Below are 26941 nucleotides of genomic sequence, written 5' to 3'. Positions count from 1 at the left end.
GCTGCTTCGCAGCCCAGCGCGGGGCAAGCCCGCTCACCACAACAAGCAGGCTTGCCACAAAGCGCATCAAGCCGCCTTGCGCAGGCTCACCCAATAACGGGTTCGAGATTGCACCTCCAACCCCAGGGTCGAGGCCAGCAGGCCGAGGATGCGGTCAGTGTCATCCAGGCGAAAACTGCCGGTCACCCGCAGCGTTTCCAGGCTGGGATCCCAGCGTAATACGCCCGGACGATAGCGTTCCAGCTCGCGCAGAAAATCCCCCAGCAACTGGTTCTGCGCGGTCAACACGCCATCGCGCCAACCCAGCTGCAGCACATCGAACGGCACCCAGGCACCAAGTCCGCCGGCTTTCAGCGGTGCTTGCTGGCCCCCCTGCAATGTCGCCAGGTTTGCGCTCAAATCACGCACCTGCACCGCGCCCTTGAGCACCGACACCAGGCAACCGGAAGGCAGCTGCCGCACGCACACCTCGGCCTGGCTGACGAGCAATTGGCCGTAGCGGGTTTGCACCGTCATCGCCGCCGCGCCCGGAACGTTCAGCGCCAGCTCACCGTCGACCAGGGTGATGCGCCGTTGTGCCAGGTCCACGTCTACGGCTGTAGCGGTATTCAGTTGCAGGCTGCCACCCTCGGCCAACGGCATGCGTTTGCGTTCGCCGGTGGCGGTGTGCACGTCGGCACGCCAGGCTTCGATAGGCAACTGGCGGCTGATCAACCATGCCGTCGGCAGCAGCGCCGCCACGCCCAAGGCACGCTTGAGCACGGCACGTCGCCCCGGTTGCGGGCGGTCGAGGCTGGCCATCGCGAGCGCCTGGGGCAAGTCGCTGAAACGCTGGCGCAAGGTCTGGGCTCTTTGCCAGGTCTGTTCATGCTGGGGATGGCTGTCGCGCCAATGCTGCAACGCAGCGTGATCGCGCTCGGTGGCCGCGCCGGATTCGACCAGCGCCAGCCACTGGGCGGCGGCGCGCGCGACGTCGCGGCTCACAGCTCCACCAGCAGGCAATGCTCATAGGCCTGGGCCATGTAGCGCTTCACCGTACGTTCGGACACGTCAAGACGCTCGGCAATCTCGCGGTAACCCAGGCCCTCCAGCTGGCTCCATAGAAACGCACGGCGCACCAGCACGGGCAAGCCGTCGAGCAATTCATCCAGGGCTTGCAGGGTTTCCAGCACCAGCCAGCGCTGTTCGGGCGACGGCACACAGGTGTCGGGCAAGGTGGCCAGGGCATTGAGATACGCCTGTTCGAGGCTGCGGCGCTGATGAAAATTCACCAGCAGGCGCTTGCCCACCGTCACCAGGTACGCCCGGGGTTCCTGCATCTGCGCAATCGGCTGCGCACTGGCAAGCACCCGCAGGAACGTGTCCTGGCTCAGGTCGGCCGCATCCCAGGCATTGCCCAGTCGCCGCCGCAGCCAGCTTTCCAGCCAACTGCGATGGTCACGGTACAAGCTTGATAGCGTCAGTTCGGGGGCGTGCGTGGGGACAACAGCATCATTCATGGCAACAACCTGCACGGCGCGATTGAGTCTCAAATGAGATTCATTCTATTTAATATCGTGCCGGGACACCATGATCTTTTCAACCTCGCGTTTACAGCATCGCCGCCTTCTGCCGCAGCAGGTCAATAAACAAGCCCAATTCGCGGCTCACCCCTTCGCCCTTGCGCAACAAGATGCCAAACGGCGCCAGCCGCACGTCCAGGGCCACCGGCAGCGCGACCACCAGGCCCATTTTCAGATAATCACGCAAGGCACTTTCCGACAGCACCATCACCGCGTCGGTCAGTTGGATCAACTGCTGCATGGAGTACACCGAGCTGCATTCGATGATGTCCGCCGGGCTTGGCAGCGCCAGGTCTTGCAGGGCCTGGTCGAAACCGATACGCGCCGGGCTGGTTTGCGGTTGCAGGATCCACGGCCAGTCGCGCACCAGCTCCGCCAGGGATAGCTGGCCGCGTCGGACCAATGGGTGGCCGGCGTGCACCACCACCAACAGACGCTCGTTGCCCAGGGGTTCGAAGCTGTAGTGCTCGCTGTCGGTGGCAGCGTTGCGCCGGGAGATGGCCAGGTCGATGCGCCCCCGCTCCAGCAGTTGGATCACCTGGTCGCTGGTGTCGCCCATGATGCGGATACGCAGTTGCGGGTTGAGCGCCTTGATCTGCGCAATGCAGTCCATCACCAGGTCCGGCGCGGCGCCCATGATGGTGCCGATAGACAAGTAGCCATACCCGCCCTGCTGGCGCGCCATCAGGTCTTCGGCGCAACGGTCGAGACCGCTCAGTGCCGATTCGGCAAAATTGATCAGTTGCTGGCCGAGTGCCGTAGGACGCATCCCCCGTGGCAGGCGCTCGAACAGGTCACAGCCGAACATGTCCTCGATCTCGCGCAGCATGCGCGTGGCTGCCGGTTGCGACATGCTCAGGGCCTGGGAGGCGCGGTGCAGGTTCTGGCTGGAACTCAGCGCCACCAGCATATGCAAGTGCTTGTAGCGCAGACGGTTGAACAGGCTGGGAGAGATCGTGGGACTACGCATTTTTTTCCTTATTATCGATACCTTGAGGTTATCGGTTGTAAGCGAGATTCGATTTGTAGCGCATTGCTCGGCCGCCGTACAGTCCGGTCCATAAGAACAAAACAACGGACCTCCTCATGAAAACCCTGCCCGCACACCTGCTCGCCAAGATTTCCTGGCGGCTGCTGCCCTTCCTGCTGTTGATGTACATCATGGCGTTTCTCGACCGCGCCAACGTCGGGTTCGCCAAGCAAGCCTTCCAGGCCGACACCGGTTTGAGCGATGCCGCCTTTGCCTTTGGCGCTGGTGTGTTCTTCGTCGGCTACGCGCTGCTGGAAGTGCCGAGCAACCTGATCCTGCACCGTGTCGGCGCCCGCCTGTGGATGTGCCGGATCATGGTCAGTTGGGGCCTGATTTCGGCGGCGATGGTGTTCGCCCATGACGAAACCAGCTTCTACGTGCTGCGCTTCCTGCTGGGCGTGGCCGAAGCCGGGTTCTTCCCCGGCGTGATCCTCTACCTCACCTACTGGTTCCCCCAGGCCGTGCGCGGCAAGGCCATGGGCTTCTTTTACTTTGGCGCGCCGCTGGCCTTTATCTTCGGCAGCCCATTGTCCGGTTTGCTCTTGGAGATGGATGGCTTCGGTGGGATTCACGGCTGGCAGTGGCTGTTCGCCGTGGAAGGCTTGATGGCCAGCGCGGTAGGCATCTGGGCCTACTGGTACCTGGACAATCGCCCCGCCGACGCCAAGTGGCTGAGCGTGGACGAGCGCCAGCAAATCCAGAGCCTGCTCGACCTGGAAGACCAACACAAAACCTCCCATGGCCGCAGCCTGCTAACCGTGTTGTGCCAACCCTCGGTGCTGTACCTGTGCCTGGTGTACCTGCTGATCCAGGCCAGTGTGTATGGCGTGGTGTTTTACCTGCCCACCCAGGTGGGCGGTCTGCTCGGCACCAAGGTCGGCTTGATGGTCGGGCTGGTTTCGGCGATTCCCTGGGTCTGCGCACTGTTCGCTGCCTGGTGGATCCCCGGCTATTCCGACCGCACCGGCGAACGCCGCCGCACCGCCTGCCTGACGTTATTGATGGCGGCCGCCGGCATCGCCTGCTCGGTGACCTTCGCCAACCCACTGCTGGGCATGCTCGCGCTGTGCTTTGCCGCCTCGGGTTTTATCGCGGTGCAGCCGGTGTTCTGGACCTTCCCCTCCAGCTACCTGGCCGGCAGCGCCGCCGCAGCCGGCATTGCGTTGATCAATTCCTTCGGTGCCCTCGGCGGCTTTATCGCCCCAGTGATCAAGCACTGGGCCGAAGGCGCCTTCGATTCCCCGGCGGCCGGTTTGTACCTGCTGTCCGCCACCACGGTGCTCGCTGCATTGCTGGTACTGGGCATCCATTCACCCGGCCGCACCGCGTCGAACACGCCGGCCACTGTTTAATTCCAGGAGTCATACCATGGGTCATCTCACCATCAAACACGTGCGCGCCTTTGTCCTGCGAGGCGGCGGCGCCGATTACCACGACCAGGGCGACGGCCATTGGATTGACGACCATATCTGCACGCCCATGAGCAAATACCCGGAGTATCGCCAGAGCCGCCGCAGCTTCGGCATCAACGTGCTCGGCACCCTGGTGGTGGAAATCGAAGCCAGCGACGGCACCGTCGGTTTCGCGGTGACCACCGGCGGCGAACCGGCGGCGTATATCGTCGAAAAACACCTGGCACGCTTTATCGAAGGCGCACGTGTCACGGACCTCGAGAAGATCTGGGACCAGATGTACCAGTCAACCCTCTACTACGGTCGCAAGGGTTTGGTGATCAACACCATTTCCGGGGTGGACCTCGCGCTGTGGGACCTGCTCGGCAAGATCCGCCAGGAGCCGGTGCACCAGTTGCTCGGCGGCGCGGTGCGTGACGAGTTGCAGTTCTACGCCACCGGCGCGCGCCCGGACCTGGCGCAGAAGATGGGTTTTATCGGCGGCAAGATGCCCCTGCACCACGGGCCCAGCGAAGGCGAAGAAGGCCTGCGCAAAAACCTCGAAGCCCTGGCGACCATGCGCGAACGGGTCGGCCCGGAGTTCTGGTTGATGCTCGATTGCTGGATGAGCCTGGATGTGAACTACGCCACCAAACTGGCGATAGGCGCCCATGAACACGGGCTCAAGTGGATCGAGGAAGCGCTGTCTCCCGACGACTACTGGGGCTACGCCGCCCTGCGCAACAACGTGCCAAAAGGCATGTTGGTGACCACCGGCGAACATGAAGCCACGCGCTGGGGCTTCCGCATGCTCCTGGAGATGGGCTGCTGCGACATTATCCAGCCGGATGTCGGTTGGTGCGGCGGCCTCACCGAGCTGGTGAAAATCTCCGCCCTGGCCGATGCCCACAACGCAATGGTCGTGCCCCACGGCTCGTCGGTGTACAGCTACCACTTTGTTGCCACCCGCCATAACAGCCCGTTCGCCGAATTTCTGATGATGGCGCCCAAGGCCGATGAAGTGGTGCCGATGTTCCACCCGCAACTGCTCGGCGAGCCGGTCCCGGTGAATGGCCGCATGCGCTTGTCGGTGCTCGACAAGCCCGGTTTCGGCGTAGACCTGAACCCGGATTGCCAGTTGCACCGTCCGTACAATCGCTGAGGAAAACGCCATGAATATGCCCCGTAATGGTTTCAAGGCCGCCCTGGCCAAGGACGCCACCCAATATGGCATCTGGGCCGGTTTTGCCACCGGCTACGCCGCCGAGATCGTCGCCGACCTCGGCTACGACTGGATGCTGATCGACGGCGAACACGCGCCCAATACCGTGCCCAGCGTGCTCAACCAATTGCAGACCGTGGCCCCGTACGCCACCGCACCGGTGGTGCGTGCGGTCAACAGTGACGCCAGCCTGATCAAGCAACTGCTCGACGTCGGCGCCCAGACCCTGATGATCCCCATGGTGGAAACCGCCGAACAGGCCCAGGCCCTGGTGCGTGCCATGCGCTATCCGCCCCATGGCATTCGCGGCGTCGGTGGCGGCCTGACCCGCGCCACCCGTTGGGATGGCGTGGCCAACTACCTCAATACCGCCCATGAAGAGCTGTGCCTGATCGTGCAAGTGGAGTCGCGCCTGGGCGTGGAAAACGTCGCGGCGATTGCTGCCGTGGAAGGCGTGGATGCGGTGTTTATCGGCCCCGCCGACCTGTCCATCGGCCTCGGCCACGCCGGCAACCCCGGCCACCCTGAAGTGCAGGAGCGCATCAAGCACGCGGTGGAGGCCACCCTCGCCGCCGGCAAGGCCAGCGGCATCCTGGCGCCCAACGAAGACGACGCACGCCGCTACCAGGCCTGGGGTTGCCGCTTTATCGCGGTAGCCATCGACATCAGCCTGCTGCGCCAGAGCGCCCTGGCCACCCTGGCCCGCTACCGCCCTGCGGCTGAAACGAACGCGCCATCGCGCACTTACTGAGGAGCTGCCCATGTCATCCGTTCCCGTGTACCAGAACTTTATCAACGGCCGCTTTACCCCAAGCCAGGCGCACATCGATGTGTTCAACCCGGCGACCGGGGTCTTGTTGTCCAAGGTCCCGGCGTCCACCGCCGACGACGTCGACCAGGCCCTCGCCGCGGCCCGCAGTGCGCAAAAAGACTGGGCGCGCAAACCCGCGATCGAACGCGCCGGGCATCTGCGCCGCATCGCCGCCAAGCTGCGGGAAAACGTCGCCCACCTGGCCCGCACCATTACCCTGGAGCAAGGCAAGGTCAGCGGCCTGGCCGAGGTCGAAGTGAACTTCACCGCCGACTACCTCGACTACATGGCCGAATGGGCGCGCCGCATCGAAGGCGAGATCATCACCAGCGACCGCCCCAACGAAAACATCTTCCTGTTCCGCAAACCGTTGGGCGTGGTGGCCGGGATCCTGCCGTGGAACTTCCCGTTCTTCCTGATCGCCCGCAAGCTGGCCCCGGCGCTGCTCACCGGCAACACCATCGTGATCAAGCCCAGCGAAGAAACCCCGAACAACTGCTTTGAATTCGCCAAACTGGTGGCCCAGACCGACTTGCCCGCCGGCGTGTTCAATGTGGTGTGCGGCGATGGTCAGGTCGGCGCTGCACTGACTGCCCACAAGGGCGTGGACATGATCAGCTTCACCGGCAGCGTCGCCACCGGTTCACGCATCATGGCCGCCGCCGCGCCGAATATCACCAAGCTCAACCTGGAGCTGGGCGGCAAGGCGCCGGCCATCGTGCTGGCAGATGCCGACCTGGACCTGGCGGTCAAAGCCATCCGCGATTCGCGCATCATCAACACCGGCCAGGTGTGCAACTGTGCCGAGCGCGTGTACGTGGAGCGCAAGGTTGCCGAGCCATTCATCGAGCGTATCAGCGCGGCCATGTCCGCGACCCGCTACGGCGATCCGCTGGCCATGGCCGATGCGGAAATGGGTCCGTTGATCAATCGCCAGGGCCTGGACAGCGTCAACCGCAAAGTGCGCACCGCCCTGAGCCAGGGCGCCACGTTGGTCAGTGGCGGGCAGATCGCCGACCTGGGTGCCGGCTTTCACTTCCAGCCGACGGTATTGGCCGGGTGCCGGGCCGATATGGAGATCATGCGCGAAGAGATCTTCGGCCCGGTGCTGCCGATCCAGATTGTCGACGACCTCGACGAAGCCATCGTCCTGGCCAATGACTGCGACTACGGCCTGACCTCGTCGATCTACACCCGCGACCTCGGCAAAGCCATGCACGCGGTGCGCGAGATCGACTTCGGCGAAACCTACGTCAACCGCGAAAACTTCGAAGCCATGCAAGGCTTCCATGCCGGCGTGCGCAAATCCGGGATCGGCGGCGCCGACGGCAAGCACGGCCTCTACGAGTACACCCATACCCATGTGGTGTACCTGCAGAGCTGAGGTGGTGAAACGGGTCGGTGCGCGTTAGCGTGCGGGCCTTTCCTGACAAAATCCCACAAGGATTGCGCGATGCCCCTGACGCCTTATAGCGGCCCCATCATCGACAGCCACCTGCACCTGTTCGACCCACGTCGCCCCCAGGGCATCCCGTGGCCCGAGCCGGGCAATCGGCTGTACGCCGCCCACTTACCTGCCGACTACTGGGCCCTGGCCGGCCCACACAATGTGATCGGCGCAATTGCCGTGGAAGCCAGCCCATGGCGCGACGACAACCGCTGGCTGCTGCACACCCTGCGCCGCGAGCCGCGCATGCTCGGTTTTGTCGGCAACCTGGACCCGCTGCACGCCGACTTCGCCACCGACCTCGAGGCCCTGGCGGATGAGCCGCTGTTCCTCGGCCTGCGCTACGGCAACCTGTGGGACCGCGACCTGCTGCACGACCAGACCCGCCCGGGGTTTATCGACGGCCTGCGCCAACTCGCCGCCACCGGCCGCAGCCTGGACAGCGCCAACCCGAACCCGCGCCTGCTCAAGGGCCTGCTGCAGCTGAGCGAGGCATTGCCGCAGCTGCGCATCATCGTCGACCACCTGCCCAACGCCCAGGTACCGGTGGGTGAAGAGGCGGCGTACCACGCCGACCTGCTGCGCCTGGCCGAGCGCCCGAATGTGTTCGCCAAGCTGGCGGAAATTCCCCAGCTTGGGGCGCAGGGATTGATCACCGACACTGCGTTTTACCACGACCGCCTGGCCGTGCTGTGGGAGGCCTTTGGCGAAGAGCGCTGCTTCTTCGGCAGCGACTGGCCCAACAGCGATCACTTGGCGGATTTCGCCACCACCCTGGGGCTCGTCAAACGCTGCATGGCCGACAAACCTGAAACCGTGCAGGCCAAGTTTTTCCTGCATAACGCCGTGCGTATCTACACGCCCACGCCACCCCATGGAGCGCTGTAATGCAGACCCGCGCTTTTCGCATGCACCTCAATCCGGGCCAGGCTGATGAATATCGCCGGCGTCACGACGAGATCTGGCCGGAACTGGCCCAGGCCCTGCTCGACGCGGGCGTGGTGGATTACCGGATTTTCCTCGATGAGGCGACCAATGCGCTGTTCGCCGTGCTCACCCACGAAGACACCCACGGCCTGGATGAACTGCCCCGCACCGCACTGATGCAACGCTGGTGGCGCCATATGCAGGACATCATGCCCAGCCATGGAGACGGCTCGCCGGTCAGTGTCGACCTGCTGCCGATGTTCCAGCTGAGCCGCCCTTGAATTAACCGACCCACAACAACAATAAAAAGGATTCGACCACGTGGAAATCATTCTCCTCGGTGTGATTCTGCACTTTATCGGCGGCTTCGCTTCCGGCAGTTTCTACATCCCCTACAAGAAGGTGCGCGGCTGGGCCTGGGAAAGCTACTGGATCACCGGCGGCCTGGTGTCCTGGCTGATCGTGCCGCTGATCGCCGCCCAACTGACGGTGCCAGGCTGGGTGGAAATCCTGCGCAATGCCGACACCGGCACCCTGCTCTGGACCTACCTGTTCGGTGTGCTGTGGGGCATCGGCGGCCTGACCTTCGGCCTGACTATGCGTTACCTGGGCCTGTCCTTAGGCATGTCGCTGATCATGGGCCTCACCTCGGCCCTCGGCGCCTTGATGCCGGCGCTGTACCGCGACCTGTTCACCCAGGACACCGAAGGTACCCTGACCTCGATGCTGGCCTCACAAGGCGGGCATTGGGTGCTCTGGGGCGTGGCGGTATCGCTGATCGGCATCGCAGTGTGCGGCAAGGCCGGGCTGATCAAGGAACGGGAAGTGTCCGCAGCGGTGAAGTTCGCCAGCGTCAGCGAATTCGCCCTGGGCAAGGGCATGCTGGTGGCGGTGATTTCCGGCGTGCTGAGTGCCTGTTTCAGCTACGGCATTTCCGCCGGTCGCCCACTGGCGGCGGCAGCGGTGGAACATGGCGCCAACAGCCTGTTCCAGAACAACGTGACCTTCATGGTGATCATGTGGGGCGGCCTGACCACCAACGGCATCTGGTGCCTGTGGCTGAACTGGCGCAACCGCACCTTCCATAACTACACCGACCGCAGCACCCCGCTGCTGGGCAACTACCTGTTGGTGGCCATTGCCGGCACGCTGTGGTTCCTGCAGTTCTTTTTCTACGGCATGGGCGAAAGCCGCCTGCAGAACGACGCCAGTTCCTGGGTGCTGCACATGTCATTCATCATCATCGTGTCCAACTGCTGGGGCCTGTATTTCCGCGAATGGCACGGCACCAGCGCGGCCAACAAGGGCGTGCTGGTGGCGGGCATCGCGGTGATCCTCGGCGCTATCGCCATGGTCGGCTACGGCAATTACCTCGGCTGACGCCGCTTGATTTTCTAGGAGTATTTTTATGTTGCTTGCAGACAAAACCGTGATCATCACCGGCGCCTCCCGTGGCATCGGACGCGCCGCAGCCCGTGAGTGTGCCCGCCAGGGTGCCCGCGTGGTGATCGGCCACAGCGGCAGCGGCCAAGGCACCGAGGCTGCGCATTCATTGATCGAAGAGATCAAGGCCTTTGGCGGCCAAGCCATCGAAGTGGGCGGCGATGCGGCCGACCCGGACACCGGCGACACGCTGGTGGCCGGCGCAGTACAGGCCTTCGGCAGCGTCGACGTGTTCGTCAACAATGCCGGCATCTGCCCGTTCCACTCGTTCCTCGACATGCCCCGCGAGGTCTACCTGAAAACCGTCAACACCAACCTCAACGGCGCCTACTTCGCCGTGCAGGCGGCGGCCAACCAGATGAAAAACCAGGGCCGTGGCGGCGCGATCATCGCCGTCAGTTCCATCAGTGCGCTGGTGGGCGGCGGCATGCAAACCCACTACACGCCGACCAAGGCCGGCCTGCATTCGTTGATGCAATCCTGCGCGATTGCCTTGGGCCCGTATGGGATCCGCTGCAACTCGGTGCTGCCGGGCACCATCGCCACCGACATCAACAAGGAAGACCTGGCCGACGAAGAAAAACTTGCTTACATGACCTCGCGCACGCCCCTGGGCCGCCTGGGCGAGCCGGACGATGTGGCCGGGCCGATCGTGTTCCTCGCCTCGGACATGGCGCGGTATGTGACCGGTGCGTCGTTGCTCGTCGATGGCGGCCTCTACGTAAACCTGCAGTAACCCCGCGCCTTAACAAACATCACACTTCCACTGTGGGAGGGGGCAAGCCCTCTCCCACAAGGGATCTCTGTGTGCCTGAAGTTTGTGTTGTACCTAATAAAAACAACAATTCCAGGAGTACTTCCATGCGCACCACCCTCCCCCTGGCCCTGCTCTGCAGCGCCATGTCCACCTGTGCCTTCAGTGCGGGCCTGCTCGACCCCAACTCCCCGGCCATGCTCGGCGATTGGAACGGCCTGCGCCCCCAACTGGCCGAACAAGGCTACGACTTCACCCTCAAGTATGTCGGCGAAGTCGGTGCCAACCTCGGCGGCGGCTACAACTCGCACACCACCGCGCGCTGGAGCGACCAGTTGATCCTGGGCGTCAACATGGACCTGCAAAAACTCCTCGGTTGGCAGGATGCGACCTTTCGCATCGGCATCGGTGAGCGCCATGGCAAGGACATCACCAACGACCGCGTGCACCAGCCCAACGCCACCGGCCTGACCTCCACCATGGAAGTCTTCGGCGGCGGTAATGCCTGGCGGCTCTCGCAGTTCTGGTACGAGCAGAAGTTCTTCGAGCGCAAGTTCGCCCTGAAACTGGGGCGCTTCGGCCATGGCGAAGACTTCGACCAGTTCCCCTGCGAGTTCCAGAACGTCACCCTGTGCGGTTCCCAGGAGGGCAACTGGAACGGCGTGTGGAACAGCTTTCCGATCAGCCAGTGGGCGGTGCGGGCCAAGTACCAGTTCACCGATGAGTTCGCCATGCAGGTCGGCGCCTACGACAAGAACCCCGGCAACGCCGAAGCCAGCAATGGTTTCAAGCCGTTTATCAGCGGTTCCCAGGGCACCAGCTTCCCCATCGAGGCCATCTGGAAAGGCCAGCTCGCCGGGCTGAATTCCGAGTACCACGCCGGTTACTACTACGCCAACGCCGACACCAAGGACATGCTCAAGGACGCCGACGGCAACTACGCCGCCAGCTCACGAAAGCCCTACCGGTTGTATTCCAGCAACAGCGGCTGGTGGCTGTCAGGCCAGCAGCAATTAACCACGGTCGACGGCAACGCCAGGCGCGGGCTCAACGTGTTCGCGAACCTGACGGTGAATGACCCGGACAAAAGCGTGATCAAGCACCTGATCCAGGTCGGCCTGATCTACCGTGGCCCCTTCGATTCACGCCCGGACGACACCTTCGGCCTCGGCGCATCGAAGTTGCAGGTCAGCGACCGCTATACCCGCAATACGCAGATGCTCAACGGCGCCAATGGCGTGACCGACATCGATGACCCGCTATACGTGCCCGAGCAGCGCCGCGAGTACAGCTACGAGATCAACTATGGCGTGCAGGCGACGAAATGGCTGATGGTGCGGCCTAACCTGCAATACGTGAAATACCCCGGCGGGCTTACGCAAACCACGGGCGCAGTGGTCGGCGGCGTGCAATTTATCGCCGACTTCTAGCCGTTCTCTGCATCAAACACCTGTCCGCGTCCCACGACGCTGGCAGGTACCAGAACCGCCCCCGGCGCCAATACCGCATTGGCGCCAACCCGGCATTGATCCCCCAGCAACGCGCCAAACTTGTCGCAGCCGGTGCGCTGCAATACCCCGTCAACCCGCACCAGCACGTCCTTGTCGTCCCGCTCGTTGCGGTAGTTGGCGACGATACTCCCCGCCTCAAGGTTGACCCCATGGCCCAGCACTGAATCACCGACAAAGTTGAAGTGGGCCAGCTTGCTGCCGCTGAACATGAAGGTGGTTTTCAGTTCGGCGCCGGGGCCGATGATGCAGTGCTCATCCACCCAGCACCCACCGCGCAGCAGTGAGCCGCTGGCGATAAAGCAATGGGCGCCGATGATCAGGGGCGGCTTGAGCAAGGCACCGGGTTCGACGATAGCGGTACGGTGGATGGCGACTTCGTCGTTCACGCTGTAGTCGTCGGCCGGCAGGTCGGCGAGCATCTGGCGAACAACGGCCGGCGCCTGGGCGACCAGGGCCCAGGGCGCCAAGCCGGCCCACGGGGCAAGAGGGGATTGAGCAAGGTTGGCGATGTAGTCGGTGAGTCGAATCAAGGTCGAGCCCTCACGTGGTCAGAGACAGTCAAGAAAACCCGCATTGGCGATCATTCGACATCGAGTACAGCACTTTCAGGCCCTTGCCTCTCACAGGCCGCGCTTGCGCAGCCACTGCAAAAAGCCCTTCTTCACCGGCACCACCGGCGCCTCCTGGGTCAGGACCTGGGCGGCATGCAGGCGGAATTCCAACAGTGCCTTCATCGCCTCGCTAATGTCGTGGCGCGCATCCAGGCACGGTTTCAGGTATTCGTTCTCGATGCGGTACAACGTGCAGAAGGTCTTGGCGGAAAAGTCCGCCAGCACGGCCTGATCGGACAAGATCCCGGCCTCGCCAATCACTTCTCCCGGCCCCATGCGCCCGGCTTCGAATACATGGCCGCCCTTGGTCAACATCACCGAGACCACGCCGGACTCGACGATAAACAAATGATCGCTGACCTCCCCCGCCGGCAGGATCATCTCGCCGGCGCGGTAGGTGTGCAGGGTCATGTTCTGGCTGAAGGTGTCTTTCTCTTCCTGGCGCAAGGTGGAGAAAATCGACGAACGCTCCAGCAACGCCCGCGCGGCAGACATGGCCGGTGGCGCGCTGCTTTCGGTGGCGGACAGCACGCCCACGCCCGCTGCTTGCAGGTGCCGGAACGCCAGGTCATAGAGCTGGTTGCGCACCTCGCGCTTGAGGGCCATAGCCGGCACGAACCCGCTGATTTCATACTCCACGCCGCCACTGGCGGAAGTCTTGAATGCCACGCTCGGCGCGGGTTTGGCCAACAGTGGCCGGCAGCCCTGCATCGCACGTTCCAGTGCTTCGATTACAGTTTGCGGACGCGCATGGGGGCTGACTTGCAGGCTGACCGTCAGGCCGAACATGTCCGCCGGGCGCGAAAAGTTGATGATCTTGGCCTTGGCCGCGAGGGAGTTGGGGATCACCGCCAGGCTGCCCTGGGAGGTTTGCAGGCGTGTGGCACGCCAGTCGATGTCGGTGACCCGCCCTTCGGTGCCGTCGATGGAGATCCAGTCGTCGATCTGATAAGGCTTGGTGGTGTTGAGCACGATCCCGGAAAACACATCGCTCAGGGTACTTTGCAACGCCAGGCCAACGATGATCGCCACCGCGCCGGAGGTGGCCAGCACGCCCTTGACCGGCAGGTCGAGCACATAGGCCATGGCGGCGATGATCGCGATGAGGAAAATCACCGCGCCCATCAGGTCCTGCAACAACCGCCCGGTGTGACCCACCCGCTGCATCATCACCGTGCCCAGCAACACTGTCAGCGTGCGCGCCGCAAACAGCCACCAGCCGATCTGCAGGGCCGTGGCGGCCAGGTGCAAGGCGGTGTTGTCGGTATAGGGCGCAAGTTGCATGGGGTTCATGCCGTCGTTGAACAGCACGGCACTGAACACGGCAAAAATCGCCAACCGCGCAGCCAGCTTCCAATTGGCCAGGTCGGCAGAGATCAGGCGCCACACGGCGATGTCGATAAAGATCAGCGCCACGGCGCACAGCATCGGGTGATCAGCGATAAATGAGGGCATCCAGGCGACTCCAGGGCGAATGACGGGAAGATCGCATGAAATAGAGATTGCGCAAACAAAATGTCTTGCTGCGCAATGGTGGTGAACGGGCTTGTTGTGGCGAGCGGGCTTGCCCCGCGTTGGGGCGCGAAGCGGCCCTGAAACCATCCGCTTCGGAATGTCTGGAAAACCGCGTCGCGTTTATTGGGGCTGCTGCGCAGCCCAACGCGGGGCAAGCCCGCTCGCCACAACAAGCCCGTTCGTCACATAAAACCTGCCCCCACAGGTTTTTAGGGTGAACCGTCAGGCGTCCATCCGCCCAAACTTACCCGATTGGAAATCCACAAACGCCTGATGAATTTCCTGCTCGGTATTCATCACAAACGGTCCATGCCCGACGATAGGCTCGTCAATCGGTTCGCCGCTGAGCAGCAGGACCTTGGCATCGTCGTTGGCCTCCAGGCTGAGTTGGCGGCCGTCGCGCTCGAATAACGCCAGTTGGCCTTGGCGTGCGACTTCTTCGCCGTTGACCAGCACCGTGCCGCGCAGGATCACCAGGGCGGTGTTGCGCCCGACGTGCAGGTCCAGGGTGACGGGCTTGCCGGCGTTGAGGCGCAGGTCCCACACGTCGATCGGCGTGAAGGTGCGCGCCGGTCCCTGGGTGCCGGCGAATTCACCGGCGATCAGGCGCAGGTGGCCGGCGTCGTTGGCCAAGGGCAGCACGGGAATATCGCCGTCGACGATGGTCTGGTAACCCGCGTCGGCCATTTTGTCCTTGGCGGGCAGGTTGACCCACAGTTGCACCATCTCCATCACGCCGCCGCTGCGGGCGAAGGCTGCGGAGTGGAACTCCTCGTGGAGGATGCCCTTGGCGGCAGTCATCCATTGCACGTCACCCGGGCCGATGGTTCCGCCAGCGCCGGTGGAATCGCGGTGTTCGACTTCGCCGTCGTAGACGATGGTCACGGTTTCAAAGCCGCGATGGGGGTGCTGGCCTACCCCGCGACGCTGGTCTGTCGGGGTGAAATCGGCCGGGCCGGCGTGGTCCAGGAGCAGGAATGGGCTGATGTGCTTGCCCATCGAGTCGTAGGAAAACAGCGTACGCACGGGGAAGCCGTCGCCGACCCAGTGGGCGCGTGGGCTGGTGTAGATGCCGATGAGTTTTTTCATGGTGGTCCTCCAAAGTGCATACACCTTAAAACTCGCAGCAATTCGGCGCTAGACGGTAAAAACAACCTTAATCGTCCTACTGGCAGGACGATTTAAGGCAGCATCCTCACAAAACAGCGTTAATGATAATTACTCGTAGTAATATCCGCCCTCTCCCGCTCAACCCTCGAGGGCTGCAATGCCGTTTGCCCCTGCGCCTGCCGCACCGCGCGTACTGGTGGTGGATGACCACCGCAAGATTCGTGAACCCCTGGCCACGTACCTGCGACGTCACACCTTTGAGGTGCGCACCGCTGAAGACGCGGCCGGCATGTGGCAATTGCTCAAGACCCAGGCGTTCGATGTGGTGGTGCTCGACGTGCTGCTGCCCGATGGCGATGGCTTTGAGTTGTGCAACCAGTTGCATCGGCGCAGCAACACCCCGGTGATCCTGCTGACCGCCCGCGACACTGCCGCCGACCGCATACGCGGCCTGGACCTGGGCGCCGACGATTACGTCACCAAGCCCTTCGAACCCCGGGAGCTGGTGGCGCGTATCAACAGCGTGCTCCGCCGTCAGGGCCGCGCCACCGGCCCCACCGCGCCCAGCACTGGCGCACGGGCCTATCAGTTCTCCGGTTGGCACTTCAGCGTGACCAGCGCCACCTTACGCCGCGATGCCCACCCCGACATCCAACTCAGCACCGCTGAAAGCCGGTTGCTGCAGGTGTTCCTCGCCCATCCCAATACCCTACTGCCCCGCGAACGCCTGATCGACCTCACCGCCGCCGCCGACAGCGATGTCAGCGACCGCGCCATCGACCGGCAAGTCAGCCGCCTGCGCCGCAAGCTGGCCCAGGGCGATGCCACCCCGGAACTGTTGCGCACCATCTGGGGCGGCGGCTATCTATTGGCGGCCGAGGTCAGCGAATGCACACCTTGAGCCGGCTGTGGCCGCACAGCCTGGCACGTCAGTTGAGCCTGTTGTTGTTGCTGGCATTGCTGGCGTCGAACGCCATAGCGATGTTGTTTCTGCAACGCACCGGCAGCCTGATCCACCCGCTGTCGCGCAGTTTCAGCCTGGAACGCCTGGGGATTGCACATCACACGGCAATCGACCTGAGCCCGAATGAAACCGAGCACCTGCTGGCCGGCATGAGCACCGACGACACGCGCTTCTGGATCGCCCCCACGCCGGAGGTGGCGCCGTTTGCACACCGCCCGGAAGAACAGCGCCTGGCCAACGAGCTGCGCCGCCAATTACAGCTGGATAACGCCGCCGCCATCGGTATGCAGTTGGAACGCATCAGCGGCGCCGACGCCCGCACCCATGTGTTCAGCCCCGCCGGCTGGGCGCCGTTGCGCCTGCGCAGCAGCGTGCCGCTGCCCAACGGTACCTACCTGAATGCCGTGCAATACCCCGCCGGCGCCTATGAATGGGGCCGCGTCCTGGCCTACAGCCTGCCGGTGACGACCCTGCCGGTGCTGCTGATCGTGATGTTTTTCATTGCTCGCGTGGTGCGCCCGATCAAGACCCTGGCCCAGGCCACCGAGCGCGTCAGCCGCGGTGAATGGATCGCGCCGCTGCCGGAAACCGGCCCACAGGAAGCCCGCGACCTCACTGCCGCCTTCAACACCATGCAGGTCAACCTCGCCCGGCATGTCGAAGGCCGCACGCGGATGCTCGCAGCGGTCAGCCATGACTTGAATACGCCGATCACCGAACTGCGCCTGCAAGTGGAGTTGCTGGAGCCCGGCGCAGCCCGCGATGACATGCTCGAAAGCCTCGGGGAATTGAGTGCGATGGTACGAGAAACCCTGAATTTCGTGCGCGACGACGCGGTGCAGGAAGCGACTGCCACGCTTTCGTCGAGCGACCTGCTGGATGACCTGGCCAAGCGTTACCAACGCCTGCGACAGCCCGTCACCTGGGCCGGCGCACCACCGTTACTGCTGACCTGCCGCCCGCTGGCGCTCAAGCGCGCCCTGACCAACCTGATCGACAACGCCCTGCGCCACGCCGGCGATGCCGACCTGAGCCTGGTTCGCGAGGACAACGGCTGGCTGCGCATCGAGATTCTCGACCACGGCCAAGGTCTACCCGAAGATTGGTTGAGCAAAGTCTTCGAGCCCTTCGTACAACGGGGTGTCAGTGACGGCGGCGTGGGGCTGGGCCTGGCGATCGCACGGTCGTGCATCCAGGCCCATGGCGGTGAACTGGTCTTGGAAAATCGCCCACCGGCCGGCCTGTGCGCGGTGGTGCGATTGCCCACCGCGCTCTAGAAGTTGAGCGTGGCGCCCATCCACAGGGTGCGGCCGTAGTTCACCGTGCCGTAGGTTTCATCGTCCAGGCGCTTGTCGGTGAGGTTGTTGAGGGAGGCGTTGAGGGTCAACGAATCGCTCACGTCATAGGAGCCGCCCAGGTCGGCGGTGGTGTAGCCCGGCGCCGGTTCGTCGGTGGTAAGGGTGTTGCCGGTTTCCTCGCCGTAGTAGCTCAGCGAGGCCCAGGCCTGGGTGCGATCGTTGATGGTCCATTCGGTGCGCACATTGGCTTTTTGCTCAGGTGTGAGGGCCAGGGGCGCGCCTTTGTTGGCGCCGCTTTTCTGTTCGGAGTCGGTGTAGGTGTAGTTGGCCTTGAGCAGCACGCTGGGGTTGATGTCCCATTGGCCATTGAGCTCAACGCCCTGGATGATCGCCTTGTCGACGTTGACCCGGTCCATGATGGTGTAGCCGTTCCAGCGCCGGTCGGTGGTGACGGTGGAGAGCTTGTCCTGGAAGTCGTTGTAGAACAGCGTCACGCCGCCGGACAGGTTGTCGCGGTTGCTCCACAACGCCGAGACTCCATAGTTGGTGCTGGTCTCGGGCTTGAGGTCCGGGTTGCCGAACATCACGAAGCGGTTGCGGCGCAGGTAAGCATAGTCCTCAACCACGGCACGCAGCTCCGGCGCCTTGAAACCTCGGGCGATACCGCCCTTGAGCGTCCACTGCTCGGTGGCGCGCCACACGCCGTAGACCCGCGGGCTGAGATGGGCGCCGTACTCTTCGTGCTCATCCAGGCGCAGGCCGGTGGTCAGCGCGAAGCTGTCGGTCATCGACCACTCGTTTTCCGCGAACAGGGCTTTTTGCACCACCGAGAATTTATAGTCGACACGGTCACCGAGGCCCTGGTTCCAGTCGGTCAGTTCGCTTTTATTCCATTGCACGCCCACGGTGCTGACGTTATGGGCGGTGGGCACCACCAGCTTGGCGTCGAACACGGTGTTCTTGATCTCGGGTTTGCGCCCGTAGATGTCAGTCTGCGCTGGTGTCGCCTTGCCTTCGCGGCTGGAGGTTTCCTGGGACAGCGCGATGTCCGAGGTGGCCCAGCCCCAGCGGCCCTGGTGCGACAGCGACCAGTGATCGCGGTTGTTTTCCTGCTCGCGGGTGGCCCAGTTGGCGCTCATGCCGTCGCCATTCTTCAAGCGCGTGGCGCCGGCTTCCAACAGGATGTCGTGGTCGAGGGTCGGGGTGAAGGCCAGGCGTGCGGTGAGGTCGCGGTGGTCGGCTTTGCTGAAGCCATTGGTCTGCTCGATGTCGTCGTCGGCCTGGCGATCCAGGTAGCGGCCCCACACCTGCAAACCGAGGAAATCTTCCTTGAGCGGGCCGCTGAGGTAGAACTGGGTCTGGCGTGCATTGCCCTGGTCGCTGTGCTGGCGCGCCGAGTAGTCATACCCGATGGAGCCGCCCCAGGTCGGAGAGACCTTGCGCGTGATCACGTTGATCACCCCGCCGATGGCATCCGAGCCGTACAGCGAGGACATCGGCCCGCGCACCACTTCGATACGCTCGATGGCCGCAGCGGGTGGTACAAAGCTCTGTTCGTAGCCACTGTTGCCATTGACCCGCGATTCCCGCGCACTCTGGCGCTTGCCGTCGACCATGATCAGGGTGTAGTCGGCCGGCATGCCACGGATAGAGATGTCGGTTTCATTCGCACCGCCGTTGACCGTCACACCTTCTACGTCCCGTACTGCGTCGCCGAGGTCGCGGTAGGACTTGCGGCGCAGTTCCTCGCCATCGATCACGGTGACCGAGGCCGGCGCGTCTTCCGCGCTTTGCGCAAAACCGGATGCAGTCACCACGACATCATTGAGTTCCAGTGCAACAGGCTCATCCGCGTGGGCATGAAGACTGGCGGCAACCAGCAGGGCCAGGGGCGAGAAACGAAAAGCAGGCAGCATGGGCGAAGACCTTCGGATTAGACTCAAAAGAGAATCGTAATCATCCAGCCCCGAGAAACTTGGACAAAGTGTGACAACTCAGGCGGCCGCGACCTCTGCGCTACGGCGCTCACGTAACAAATGGAAGGCCACGAAAGCCGTCACGGCAAAACACGCCTGGATCACGATCATCGGCGTGGCACTGCCGTCGCGCAGATGGCTCAGCAACAGGCCACTGCAGGTCGCGCCGAACATCTGCGCAAAACCCATCAAGCCCGCCGCCAAACCGGCGCGGTGAGCGTTGGGCATGACCCCGCCGGTCACAGACCCGGGCAATACCAGGCCGCCGCCGAGGGTCGCCAGCGCAATGGGAATATCCAGGCCCAGCACCGACAGGCCAAACAGCGCATAAATCACCAGCGCGGCAATCCCGCCCATGGCCACCAGCGTCACGCCCATCGCCACAATCCGTTGCGGCCCCAGGCGCTGGATGTTGCGCCGGGTGTAGGTGGAACCGATGATCAGCATCGACACGATCACGCCGAAATTGATGCCGTACTCCAGGCTGCTCAAGCCCAGCAGATTGATATACACCGCCGAGGAACCGGCGATCACTGCGAACATGGCGCCATAGGTGCACGCCAGCGCCACGGCGAACGCGCGGTACTGGCGGCCCTTGAGCAGATCCAGGTATTGCCCGCCGAGGGTGCGCCAGTGGCCGGCCTTGGGGTCGAGAAAGTGATTGCTCTCGCGGAAGAACAGCAGCGCCAGCAGCAACACCACACTGCCAATCGCCAAGGCCAGCAGGATCGGCGCCCGCCAGCCCAGCAGCTTGACCAGCAGGCCGCCGACCATCGGTGCGACGACGATGGCGTAAAGCATGCCGATCATGGTCAGCGCCAGCGCCGGCCCCGCGTCGGCCTTCCACACGTCACGCACCACGGTGCGCGCCAGTACCAACGCAGCGCAGGCGCCGAGGCCTTGCACGACGCGAGCGGCAATAAATTGCTGGATGTCATTGACCAGCAGCATCGACAAGGTCGCCAGCACATACAGCAACAGCCCGCCGATCAGCACCGGGCGGCGGCCGATACGGTCCGACAGCGGCCCGAACAGCAGTTGCCCCAGGCCAAAGGCGGCGACAAACGCCGACAGTGCCATCAGCGCCGCCCCCGACGGCGCCAGCAGTGCCTGCTCGATCACACCCAAGCCTGGGATGATCAATTGGGTCGAGACTTCACCCAGTGCCGTCAGGGCCACCAGTAAAAACAATAAGCTTCGCGATGGGGCCGGGGCGTTCGACATGGGGATTATCCGGGGCTGGATTTATTTATATTTCGACCATAATATGCGTAAAAAATTATGTCCATAATTTTTTGCCCACTGGTAATCCCCGGAGCCCGACATGATCCCTCTCCCCTCGCGTCTTCTCACGCCCCTGGCCCTGTTGATCCTCCTCAGTGGCTGCAACAGCCAGGCCGACACCGCCGCTGAAGTGCCGCAACCACGTCCGGTACTCGCCGCCAAGGTCGAAGCCGCCGGCACTCAGCAAAGCGCCTACACCGGCGTGGTGGCGGCGCGTACGGAAAGCGACCTGGGCTTCCGGGTCAGCGGCAAGGTCATCGAACGCAAGGTCGACCCCGGCCAGCACGTCTCCCGTGGCGACACCCTGCTGGTGCTGGACATCGGCGACTTCGAGCTGGCCCTGCGCTCGGCGAAAAACCGCGTCAACGCCGCCCAGGCGCAACTGCGCCAACGCCGCGACGATGAAAACCGCTACCAGCGCCTGGCCAGTACCGGCGCGGTGTCGCGGCAGATCTTCGACCAGTCGGCGACTAACCTGCGCGTCGCCGAGGCCGAGCTGGCTGCGGCGCAATCCGATGCCAGCCAGATCGAGAACCGCCGCACTTACTCGGTACTCAAGGCCGACGGCGACGGCACCATCACCGACGTGCGGGTGGACCGCGGCCAAGTGGTCGCCGAAGGGCAAATCGTCGCGCGCCTGGCCCATGACGGCGCCCGCGAAGCCATCGTTAACCTGCCGGAAAACCAGCGTGACCAGGCCGCGCAAAAAGCCCTGGCCTTCCCCTTCGGCGCCCCGGGCCAGGCGGTAACGGCCACCTTGCGCGAACTGTCGGCCAGCGCCGACCCGGTCACCCGCACCTACCGCGCCCGTTATGTGCTGCACGGTAACGTCGAGCGCTTCGCCCTCGGTTCGACCATCACTGTGCGCCTGCAAGGCAACGGCCAGGCGCAACAAACTCGCGTGCCCATCGGTGCGTTGCACGATGCCGGGCAAGGCACCGGTGTGTGGTTGATCGGCGCGGATAACAAGGTCAGCTTCGCCGCCGTCAAGGTCGCCAGCCTCGGCCAGGAAGACGCCCTGCTCGACAGCGGCGTGAACCCCGGCCAGGTCGTCGTCGCCCTCGGCGCGCACCTGTTGCACAACGGCGATGCGGTGCGCCTGTTGCCCGCCCAGGTGCTGGCCCTCAACCGCAAACAGGACCAATGAGCATGCGCGGCATCAACCTCTCGGAACTGGCGGTCAAGCACCGCGCAGTCACGCTGTTTTTGATCATTGCGATCCTCGCCGCCGGGATCTTCTCGTTCGGCAAACTGGGACGCGCCGAAGACCCGTCGTTTACCGTCAAGGTCATGACCATTACCGCTGCCTGGCCCGGCGCTACTGCCCAGGAGATGCAGGAGCAGGTTGCCGACCGCCTGGAGAAGCGCCTGCAGGAACTGGACTACTACGACCGCGTCGAGACCATCGCCCAGCCGGGTTTTGTGTCGATGCGCATGACCTACAAGGAGTCCACGCGCCCCGGCGAAATCCAGGAGCTGTTCTACCAGACGCGCAAAAAACTCAGCGATGAAGCCGCGAGGCTGCCCAACGGTGTGATCGGGCCGTTCTTCAACGATGAATATTCCGATGTGTACTTCGCCCTGTACGCCCTGGAGGCCGAGCACTTGCCCCATCGGCAACAGGTGCAGATGGCCGAAGAGTTGCGCCAGGGCCTGCTCAACCTGCCGGGGGTGAAGAAGGTCAATATCCTCGGCGAGCAGGCGCAGCGAATCTTCGTCGAGTTCTCCTATGAGCGCCTGGCGACCCTGGGCATCAAGCCGGACCAGATCTTCAGCGCCCTCGCCGCACAAAACGCCGTGGCGCCGTCTGGCTTCGTGGAAACCGCCGGGGCCCGCGCCTATATCCGTATCGACGGTGCCTTCGACAGTCTGGCGCTGATCGAAAACGTGCCCCTGGAAGTCAACGGTCGCGTGCTGCGCATTGCCGATGTCGCCAGCGTCAGCCGCGGGTATGAAGACCCGCCCAGCTACCGCATCCGCCACCAGGGCGACCCGGCGCTGATGCTCGGCGTGATCATGGAAAAGCACTGGAACGGTCTGGAGCTGGACAAAAGCCTCAAGGCTCAGGAAGCCCGGATCCAGGCGGACCTGCCGTTGGGCGTGAACTTCGCCAAAGTCTCCGACCAGGCGAAAAACATCAGCCTGGCGGTGAATGAATTCATGCTCAAATTCTTCGTCGCCCTCGCGGTGGTGATGCTCATCAGCTTGCTGGCCCTGGGCTTTCGCGTCGGCCTGGTGGTGGCGGCTGCGGTGCCGCTGACCTTGTCGGTGGTGTTCGTGATCATGTTGCTCACCGGGCGTGAGTTCGACCGCATTACCCTGGGCGCACTGATTATTTCCCTGGGTTTGCTGGTGGATGACGCAATCATCGCCATTGAAATGATGGTGGTGAAACTGGAGGAAGGTTTTGACCGGATTCATGCGGCCACCTTCGCCTGGAGTTCCACGGCGGCACCGATGCTCACCGGTACGCTGGTGACGATCATCGGCTTTCTGCCGGTGGGGTTTGCACGTTCAGGTGCGGGGGAATACGCCGGTAATATCTTCTGGATCGTCGGCTTTGCACTGATCTCGTCCTGGCTGGTGGCGGTGGTGTTCACGCCGTACCTGGGCGTGAAGTTGCTGCCGCAGATCAAGCCGGTGCCCGGTGGCCACGACGCGATTTATGCCGGGCGCTATTACCAGAAGCTGCGTGATTTAGTCGAAGCCTGCGTACGCAGGCGTTGGCTCGTGACCGGGTTGGTCATCGGCGCCTTTGTACTGTGCGTGCTGGGCATGGCCGTGGTGAAGAAACAGTTCTTCCCCAACTCCGACCGTTCCGAGCTGATTCTTGAGGTGTATATGCCGCCCGGCAGTGCCTTCAAGAGCACCGAGGCGGTGGCGGCGCAGCTGGAAAAAGCGCTGCTGCAAGAGCCGCAGACCAGCATGGTCGACACCTATGTGGGCGGTGGCGCGCCACGCTTCTTCCTGTCGCTGAACCCCGAAATGCCGGACCCGGCGTTTGCCAAGCTGATCGTGCAGACGCCGGACTCTCACGCCCGCGACGCCTTGAAGCTGCGCATGCGTGAGCGAATTGCGGCCGGTGAGTTTCCAGCGGCGCGGGTGCGGGTGACACAACTGCTGTTCGGCCCACCGGTGCCCTTCCCGGTGGTGTTCCGCGTATCCGGCCCGAATGTGGATGTGCTGCGCGGCGTGTCCGAGGACGTGCGCAAGGTCGTCGCCGCCAACACGCTGACCAAGGACGCCTTTCTCGATTGGGGCGAACGCACCAGCGGTTATCGCCTGGTGCTGGATCAAGACCGCCTGCGCCTGCTGGGTTTTACCCCCAACGAGGTCAAATCCCAGCTCAACGCCTTGCTCAGCGGCAACCCCATCACCGAAGTGCGTGAGGGCAACCGCACCGTGTCCGTGGTCGCCCGCGCCCAAGGCAACCAGCGCGAGAACCTCGGCAACCTCAACAATATGACCCTGACCAACAGCGCCGGCACGTCGGTGCCCCTGGCCCAGGTCGGGCAGTTCCAGGCGGTGATGGAAGAACCGATCCTCAAGCGCCGCAACCGCGCAAGCACCGTGGAAGTGCGCGCCGACATCATCGACGGCGTGCAACCGCCCGATGTGGAAATGGCCGTGTACAAAGACCTGCAACCGCTGATCGCCAGGCTGCCGGCCGGTTACCGGATCGACATCGGCGGCCCGGTGGAAGAAAGCGCCAAGGCCAACGTGGCGCTGGCGGCGCTGTTCCCGATCATGATCCTGCTGACCCTCACGGTGATCATGTTCCAGGTGCGTTCCTTCGGCGTGATGTTCATGGTCTTCGCCACCGCGCCGCTGGGCTTGATTGGCGCGGTGCCGACCTTGCTGCTGTTCAACCAGCCGTTCGGGTTCAACGCGATCCTGGGCTTGATCGGGATCGGCGGGATCCTGATGCGCAACACGTTGATCTTTACCGACCAGATTCGCCAGAACCAGGAACACGGCATGGCAATTCGCGAGGCCATCGTCGAGGCCACCGTGCGGCGGGCCAGGCCGGTAATACTGACCGCGCTGGCGGCGGCGCTGGCGTTTATTCCGCTGACGCTGTCGGTGTTCTGGTCGTCCCTGGCGTTCGTGCTGATTGGCGGAGTGCTGGTGGGCACGGTGTTGACGCTGTTGTTCTTGCCGGCGCTGTGCAGCCTGGTGCTGGGGCGGGAGAAGACAAAAGTTGTCGAAACGCCCCACGTAAGCGCCGGATAAGCGCTACTCCCCTGCCCTGAAAACCGCTGCAAAGTCCCTCGCCTGAATACACAGTGCGAGGGATTGCAGATGGTTGTTTTCGTTAAAGCCCCGGTTGAAGGGGCTGTTTCATGATCGAGGTGACCCGCCAAGCCATTGGCTACCTGGTGCTGGCCGCCATGGATTCAAAGACGCGAGACGTTGAATCCGTTCTCAGCGACTTCGGGCGCTGCCTCAATACCTACGAGAACTGGGCGGAAAGCTTCTTTAGCTTTTCGGCCCTGGATGTCGAACAGGTCTTCAAAGTCGGGGATGACGTGGCGCTTGTCGCGCCGATCAACCGCGCCATCATTCCCAGCAGCACCACAGCAACGTGCCAGGCAAACGGCACGTTGACCCTGGTGCATATGTTCCAGAGCGCTCGGTTCGTGCCCATTGGCAATACGCCCGTGATGGTGCAACGCGTCGATCCAGAGGGCGGGCCCCTGGGCGAGCCGATCCACAAGACCATCGGCCCCAGCGGCATTCTTGAAATCAAGGAATGTGATCGCAACCAGCAGTACCGGGTCAGCTTCTACCCCAACGTCTCCAAAGATCATTTCAAGGCGCTGTATGCCTCTTATCAGTCGGTGATTGCCGTACTGGACGGTTGGTTGCGCAGTGAATGGGAGACCACCTTCGAGCCGTTATGGAAGGGTTACTCCGAAGCCAGCTTCCCCAAGCGCTATCTCTCCCTGCATCAAGCCTACGCGCGCGGCTTCGGCGAAGCGCTCTACTCGCTCTGGGACACTGTCAAGCAGCTGTTTCAGTGGCTTGGCGACCCGTTGGCTTATGCCGAACAACTGCTGCACTACCTGTCCCCGGACGAACTTGAAAAGCTGCTGAGCCTCGGCGCCGACACCCTCGCCAAGGGCTTGTTGGTGCTCAGCGACGAGCCGCTGTTGTTCATCCATCTCTCGGCAGCGGTCAGCTGGATGCGCCTGTTGCCGCCGCCCTATATGAACGAGTTGCTCGGGGAAATCAGCGCCGAAGTATTGATCAATTTGCTGCTGTGTCTCGCCACTGCCGGGATGGGGATGGCGGTGCGAATAAGTACCAAGGTGCTGGGCGGCATCAAGTCTCAACGTGCGCGCCGATGGTTGGAGCGCATGGCGGGGCAGTTCGGAAAATCTCCCATGGACGCGCATGCCGAGGCGGTGAAGCCTTTGCTGCTCGGTGGCCCGGCGACAGCGATCAAGACCGTACCGGTTGCGCCGTTGAAGGCTGGGGATCAGTTGGTTTCCAACCCGGTGCCGGCGGTTCGTAACAAGACACAGAAGACCGTGTTGGTCAGGCAGGAGCCTGTCGATGATGTGCCTGTTGTATCGACGAATCCGAAGGGCGATGCGGCGGCTTCTTCGGATAAGACCGTCACCAACGGCTGCCCCGTGTCGATGGTTACCGGGGAGGAACTGCTGACCCTGACCGATGGCACGTTGGACGGGATTTTGCCGTTTGAGTGGACGCGGTTGTATCGCACCAGTGCGGTGGAAGTGGATTGCGGGTTGGGGTTTGGCTGGAGTCATTCGCTGGCGCATCGGCTTGTGGTGTCGGGCGATTCGGTGGTGTGGACGGACCATGAAAATCGCATGACTTCGTTTCCATTGCCGACCGTTGCTCGACCGGCCATCACCAATAGCCTGGCCGAAGCGGCGATCTATTTGGGCGCTTCGCCGGATGAGTTGGTGTTGTCCCAGGCGTCGCAGTTTTATCACTTTCGCGACAGTGTGTTGGTCTCTATCAGCGATGCGTACGACAACCGGCTGCGGATTTCTCGGGATTATTTGGGGCGGATTGAGCGGCTGGATAACGGCGTCGGACGTTCGCTGTTCCT

22 protein-coding genes are annotated in these 26941 nt (G+C 63.3%); 14 read left to right on the top strand and 8 right to left on the bottom strand.

The features are described 5' to 3' along the window. Positions 1-66: 66 nt before the first annotated feature. The 3 genes from HDC32_RS00110 to HDC32_RS00100 all read right to left on the bottom strand — a co-directional run bounded on the left by HDC32_RS00110 (position 67) and on the right by HDC32_RS00100 (position 2532). The gene (locus HDC32_RS00110) at positions 67-984 is read right to left on the bottom strand and encodes a FecR domain-containing protein (protein WP_184742018.1); all 918 of its coding nucleotides are present in this window, start codon (positions 982-984) and stop codon (positions 67-69) included. Further along, positions 981-1499, bottom strand: coding sequence for a sigma-70 family RNA polymerase sigma factor (locus HDC32_RS00105; protein ID WP_027607930.1), 519 nt, complete (start codon positions 1497-1499; stop codon positions 981-983). The genes HDC32_RS00110 and HDC32_RS00105 overlap by 4 nt, the downstream gene beginning before the upstream one ends. 91 nt (positions 1500-1590) lie before the next feature. Continuing rightward, positions 1591-2532 carry a LysR family transcriptional regulator gene (locus tag HDC32_RS00100; RefSeq protein ID WP_184742017.1) on the bottom strand — a complete coding sequence of 314 codons (942 nt, stop codon included), beginning with the start codon at positions 2530-2532 and terminating at the stop codon, positions 1591-1593. A 116-nt stretch (positions 2533-2648) separates the two neighbouring features. On the opposite strand from HDC32_RS00100, the gene HDC32_RS00095 reads away from it, so the two are divergent. The 9 genes from HDC32_RS00095 (at position 2649) to HDC32_RS00055 (ending at position 12017) form a co-directional block, all read left to right on the top strand. Next, positions 2649-3944, top strand: coding sequence for an MFS transporter (locus tag HDC32_RS00095; RefSeq protein WP_131696510.1), 1296 nt, complete (start codon positions 2649-2651; stop codon positions 3942-3944). A 16-nt stretch (positions 3945-3960) separates the two neighbouring features. After that, on the top strand, positions 3961-5145 hold the full coding sequence (gene rhmD / locus HDC32_RS00090; protein WP_092489219.1) for an L-rhamnonate dehydratase: 1185 nt from the start codon (positions 3961-3963) through the stop codon (positions 5143-5145). 10 nt (positions 5146-5155) lie between these two features. Beyond that, on the top strand, positions 5156-5956 hold the full coding sequence (locus tag HDC32_RS00085; protein ID WP_184742016.1) for an aldolase/citrate lyase family protein: 801 nt from the start codon (positions 5156-5158) through the stop codon (positions 5954-5956). A gap of 10 nt (positions 5957-5966) precedes the next feature. Further along, on the top strand, positions 5967-7400 hold the full coding sequence (aldA, locus tag HDC32_RS00080; protein ID WP_184742015.1) for an aldehyde dehydrogenase: 1434 nt from the start codon (positions 5967-5969) through the stop codon (positions 7398-7400). 69 nt (positions 7401-7469) lie between these two features. Beyond that, on the top strand, positions 7470-8351 hold the full coding sequence (locus HDC32_RS00075) for an amidohydrolase (protein ID WP_184742014.1): 882 nt from the start codon (positions 7470-7472) through the stop codon (positions 8349-8351). Beyond that, complete coding sequence (gene rhaM / locus HDC32_RS00070) at positions 8351-8671, top strand: L-rhamnose mutarotase (protein ID WP_178116817.1); 321 nt, start codon at positions 8351-8353, stop codon at positions 8669-8671. The genes HDC32_RS00075 and rhaM overlap by 1 nt, the downstream gene beginning before the upstream one ends. Before the next feature lie 40 nt (positions 8672-8711). Then, positions 8712-9770, top strand: coding sequence for an L-rhamnose/proton symporter RhaT (gene rhaT / locus HDC32_RS00065; RefSeq protein ID WP_090404933.1), 1059 nt, complete (start codon positions 8712-8714; stop codon positions 9768-9770). 28 nt (positions 9771-9798) lie between these two features. Further along, positions 9799-10569 carry an SDR family NAD(P)-dependent oxidoreductase gene (locus tag HDC32_RS00060; protein WP_131696516.1) on the top strand — a complete coding sequence of 257 codons (771 nt, stop codon included), beginning with the start codon at positions 9799-9801 and terminating at the stop codon, positions 10567-10569. Between the two features lie 125 nt (positions 10570-10694). Beyond that, positions 10695-12017: a carbohydrate porin gene (locus HDC32_RS00055; protein ID WP_184742013.1), complete on the top strand. Its 1323-nt coding sequence runs from the start codon at positions 10695-10697 to the stop codon at positions 12015-12017. On the opposite strand, the gene HDC32_RS00050 is transcribed toward HDC32_RS00055, so the two are convergent. The 3 genes from HDC32_RS00050 to HDC32_RS00040 form a co-directional block, all read right to left on the bottom strand. Beyond that, complete coding sequence (locus HDC32_RS00050) at positions 12014-12628, bottom strand: LpxA family transferase (RefSeq protein WP_145338815.1); 615 nt, start codon at positions 12626-12628, stop codon at positions 12014-12016. The two genes, HDC32_RS00055 and HDC32_RS00050, sit on opposite strands and share 4 nt — an antisense overlap. Before the next feature lie 90 nt (positions 12629-12718). Continuing rightward, positions 12719-14164, bottom strand: coding sequence for a mechanosensitive ion channel domain-containing protein (locus HDC32_RS00045; protein ID WP_167655199.1), 1446 nt, complete (start codon positions 14162-14164; stop codon positions 12719-12721). A 282-nt stretch (positions 14165-14446) separates the two neighbouring features. Beyond that, positions 14447-15313 (bottom strand): pirin family protein, encoded by an 867-nt coding sequence (locus HDC32_RS00040; RefSeq protein ID WP_145338813.1) that lies wholly within the window; start codon positions 15311-15313, stop codon positions 14447-14449. Between the two features lie 178 nt (positions 15314-15491). Between HDC32_RS00040 and HDC32_RS00035 the strand changes: the two genes are divergently transcribed. Then, positions 15492-16235: a response regulator gene (locus HDC32_RS00035; RefSeq protein WP_131696520.1), complete on the top strand. Its 744-nt coding sequence runs from the start codon at positions 15492-15494 to the stop codon at positions 16233-16235. 20 nt (positions 16236-16255) lie between these two features. Next, on the top strand, positions 16256-17575 hold the full coding sequence (locus HDC32_RS00030; RefSeq protein WP_184744046.1) for an ATP-binding protein: 1320 nt from the start codon (positions 16256-16258) through the stop codon (positions 17573-17575). On the opposite strand, the gene HDC32_RS00025 is transcribed toward HDC32_RS00030, so the two are convergent. Continuing rightward, positions 17572-19512 (bottom strand): TonB-dependent receptor domain-containing protein, encoded by a 1941-nt coding sequence (locus tag HDC32_RS00025; protein ID WP_184742012.1) that lies wholly within the window; start codon positions 19510-19512, stop codon positions 17572-17574. The two genes, HDC32_RS00030 and HDC32_RS00025, sit on opposite strands and share 4 nt — an antisense overlap. 78 nt (positions 19513-19590) lie before the next feature. Continuing rightward, a complete protein-coding gene (locus tag HDC32_RS00020) occupies positions 19591-20796 on the bottom strand; it encodes a multidrug effflux MFS transporter (RefSeq protein ID WP_184742011.1) in 1206 nt (401 codons plus the stop codon). Positions 20797-20896: 100 nt separating this feature from the next. On the opposite strand from HDC32_RS00020, the gene HDC32_RS00015 reads away from it, so the two are divergent. The 3 genes from HDC32_RS00015 to HDC32_RS00005 form a co-directional block, all read left to right on the top strand. Beyond that, positions 20897-22003: an efflux RND transporter periplasmic adaptor subunit gene (locus HDC32_RS00015; protein WP_131696524.1), complete on the top strand. Its 1107-nt coding sequence runs from the start codon at positions 20897-20899 to the stop codon at positions 22001-22003. Positions 22004-22005: 2 nt separating this feature from the next. Next, on the top strand, positions 22006-25089 hold the full coding sequence (locus HDC32_RS00010; protein ID WP_184742010.1) for an efflux RND transporter permease subunit: 3084 nt from the start codon (positions 22006-22008) through the stop codon (positions 25087-25089). A 110-nt stretch (positions 25090-25199) separates the two neighbouring features. Further along, positions 25200-26941 (top strand): DUF6531 domain-containing protein (locus tag HDC32_RS00005; RefSeq protein ID WP_221461861.1); only part of this gene is annotated, 1742 nt, incomplete at its 3' end.

Origin of the sequence: Pseudomonas sp. JAI120 (assembly GCF_014207255.1) — a bacterium.
Taxonomy (GTDB): Bacteria; Pseudomonadota; Gammaproteobacteria; order Pseudomonadales; family Pseudomonadaceae; genus Aquipseudomonas.
This window is presented reverse-complemented; position numbering and strand designations above follow the sequence as displayed.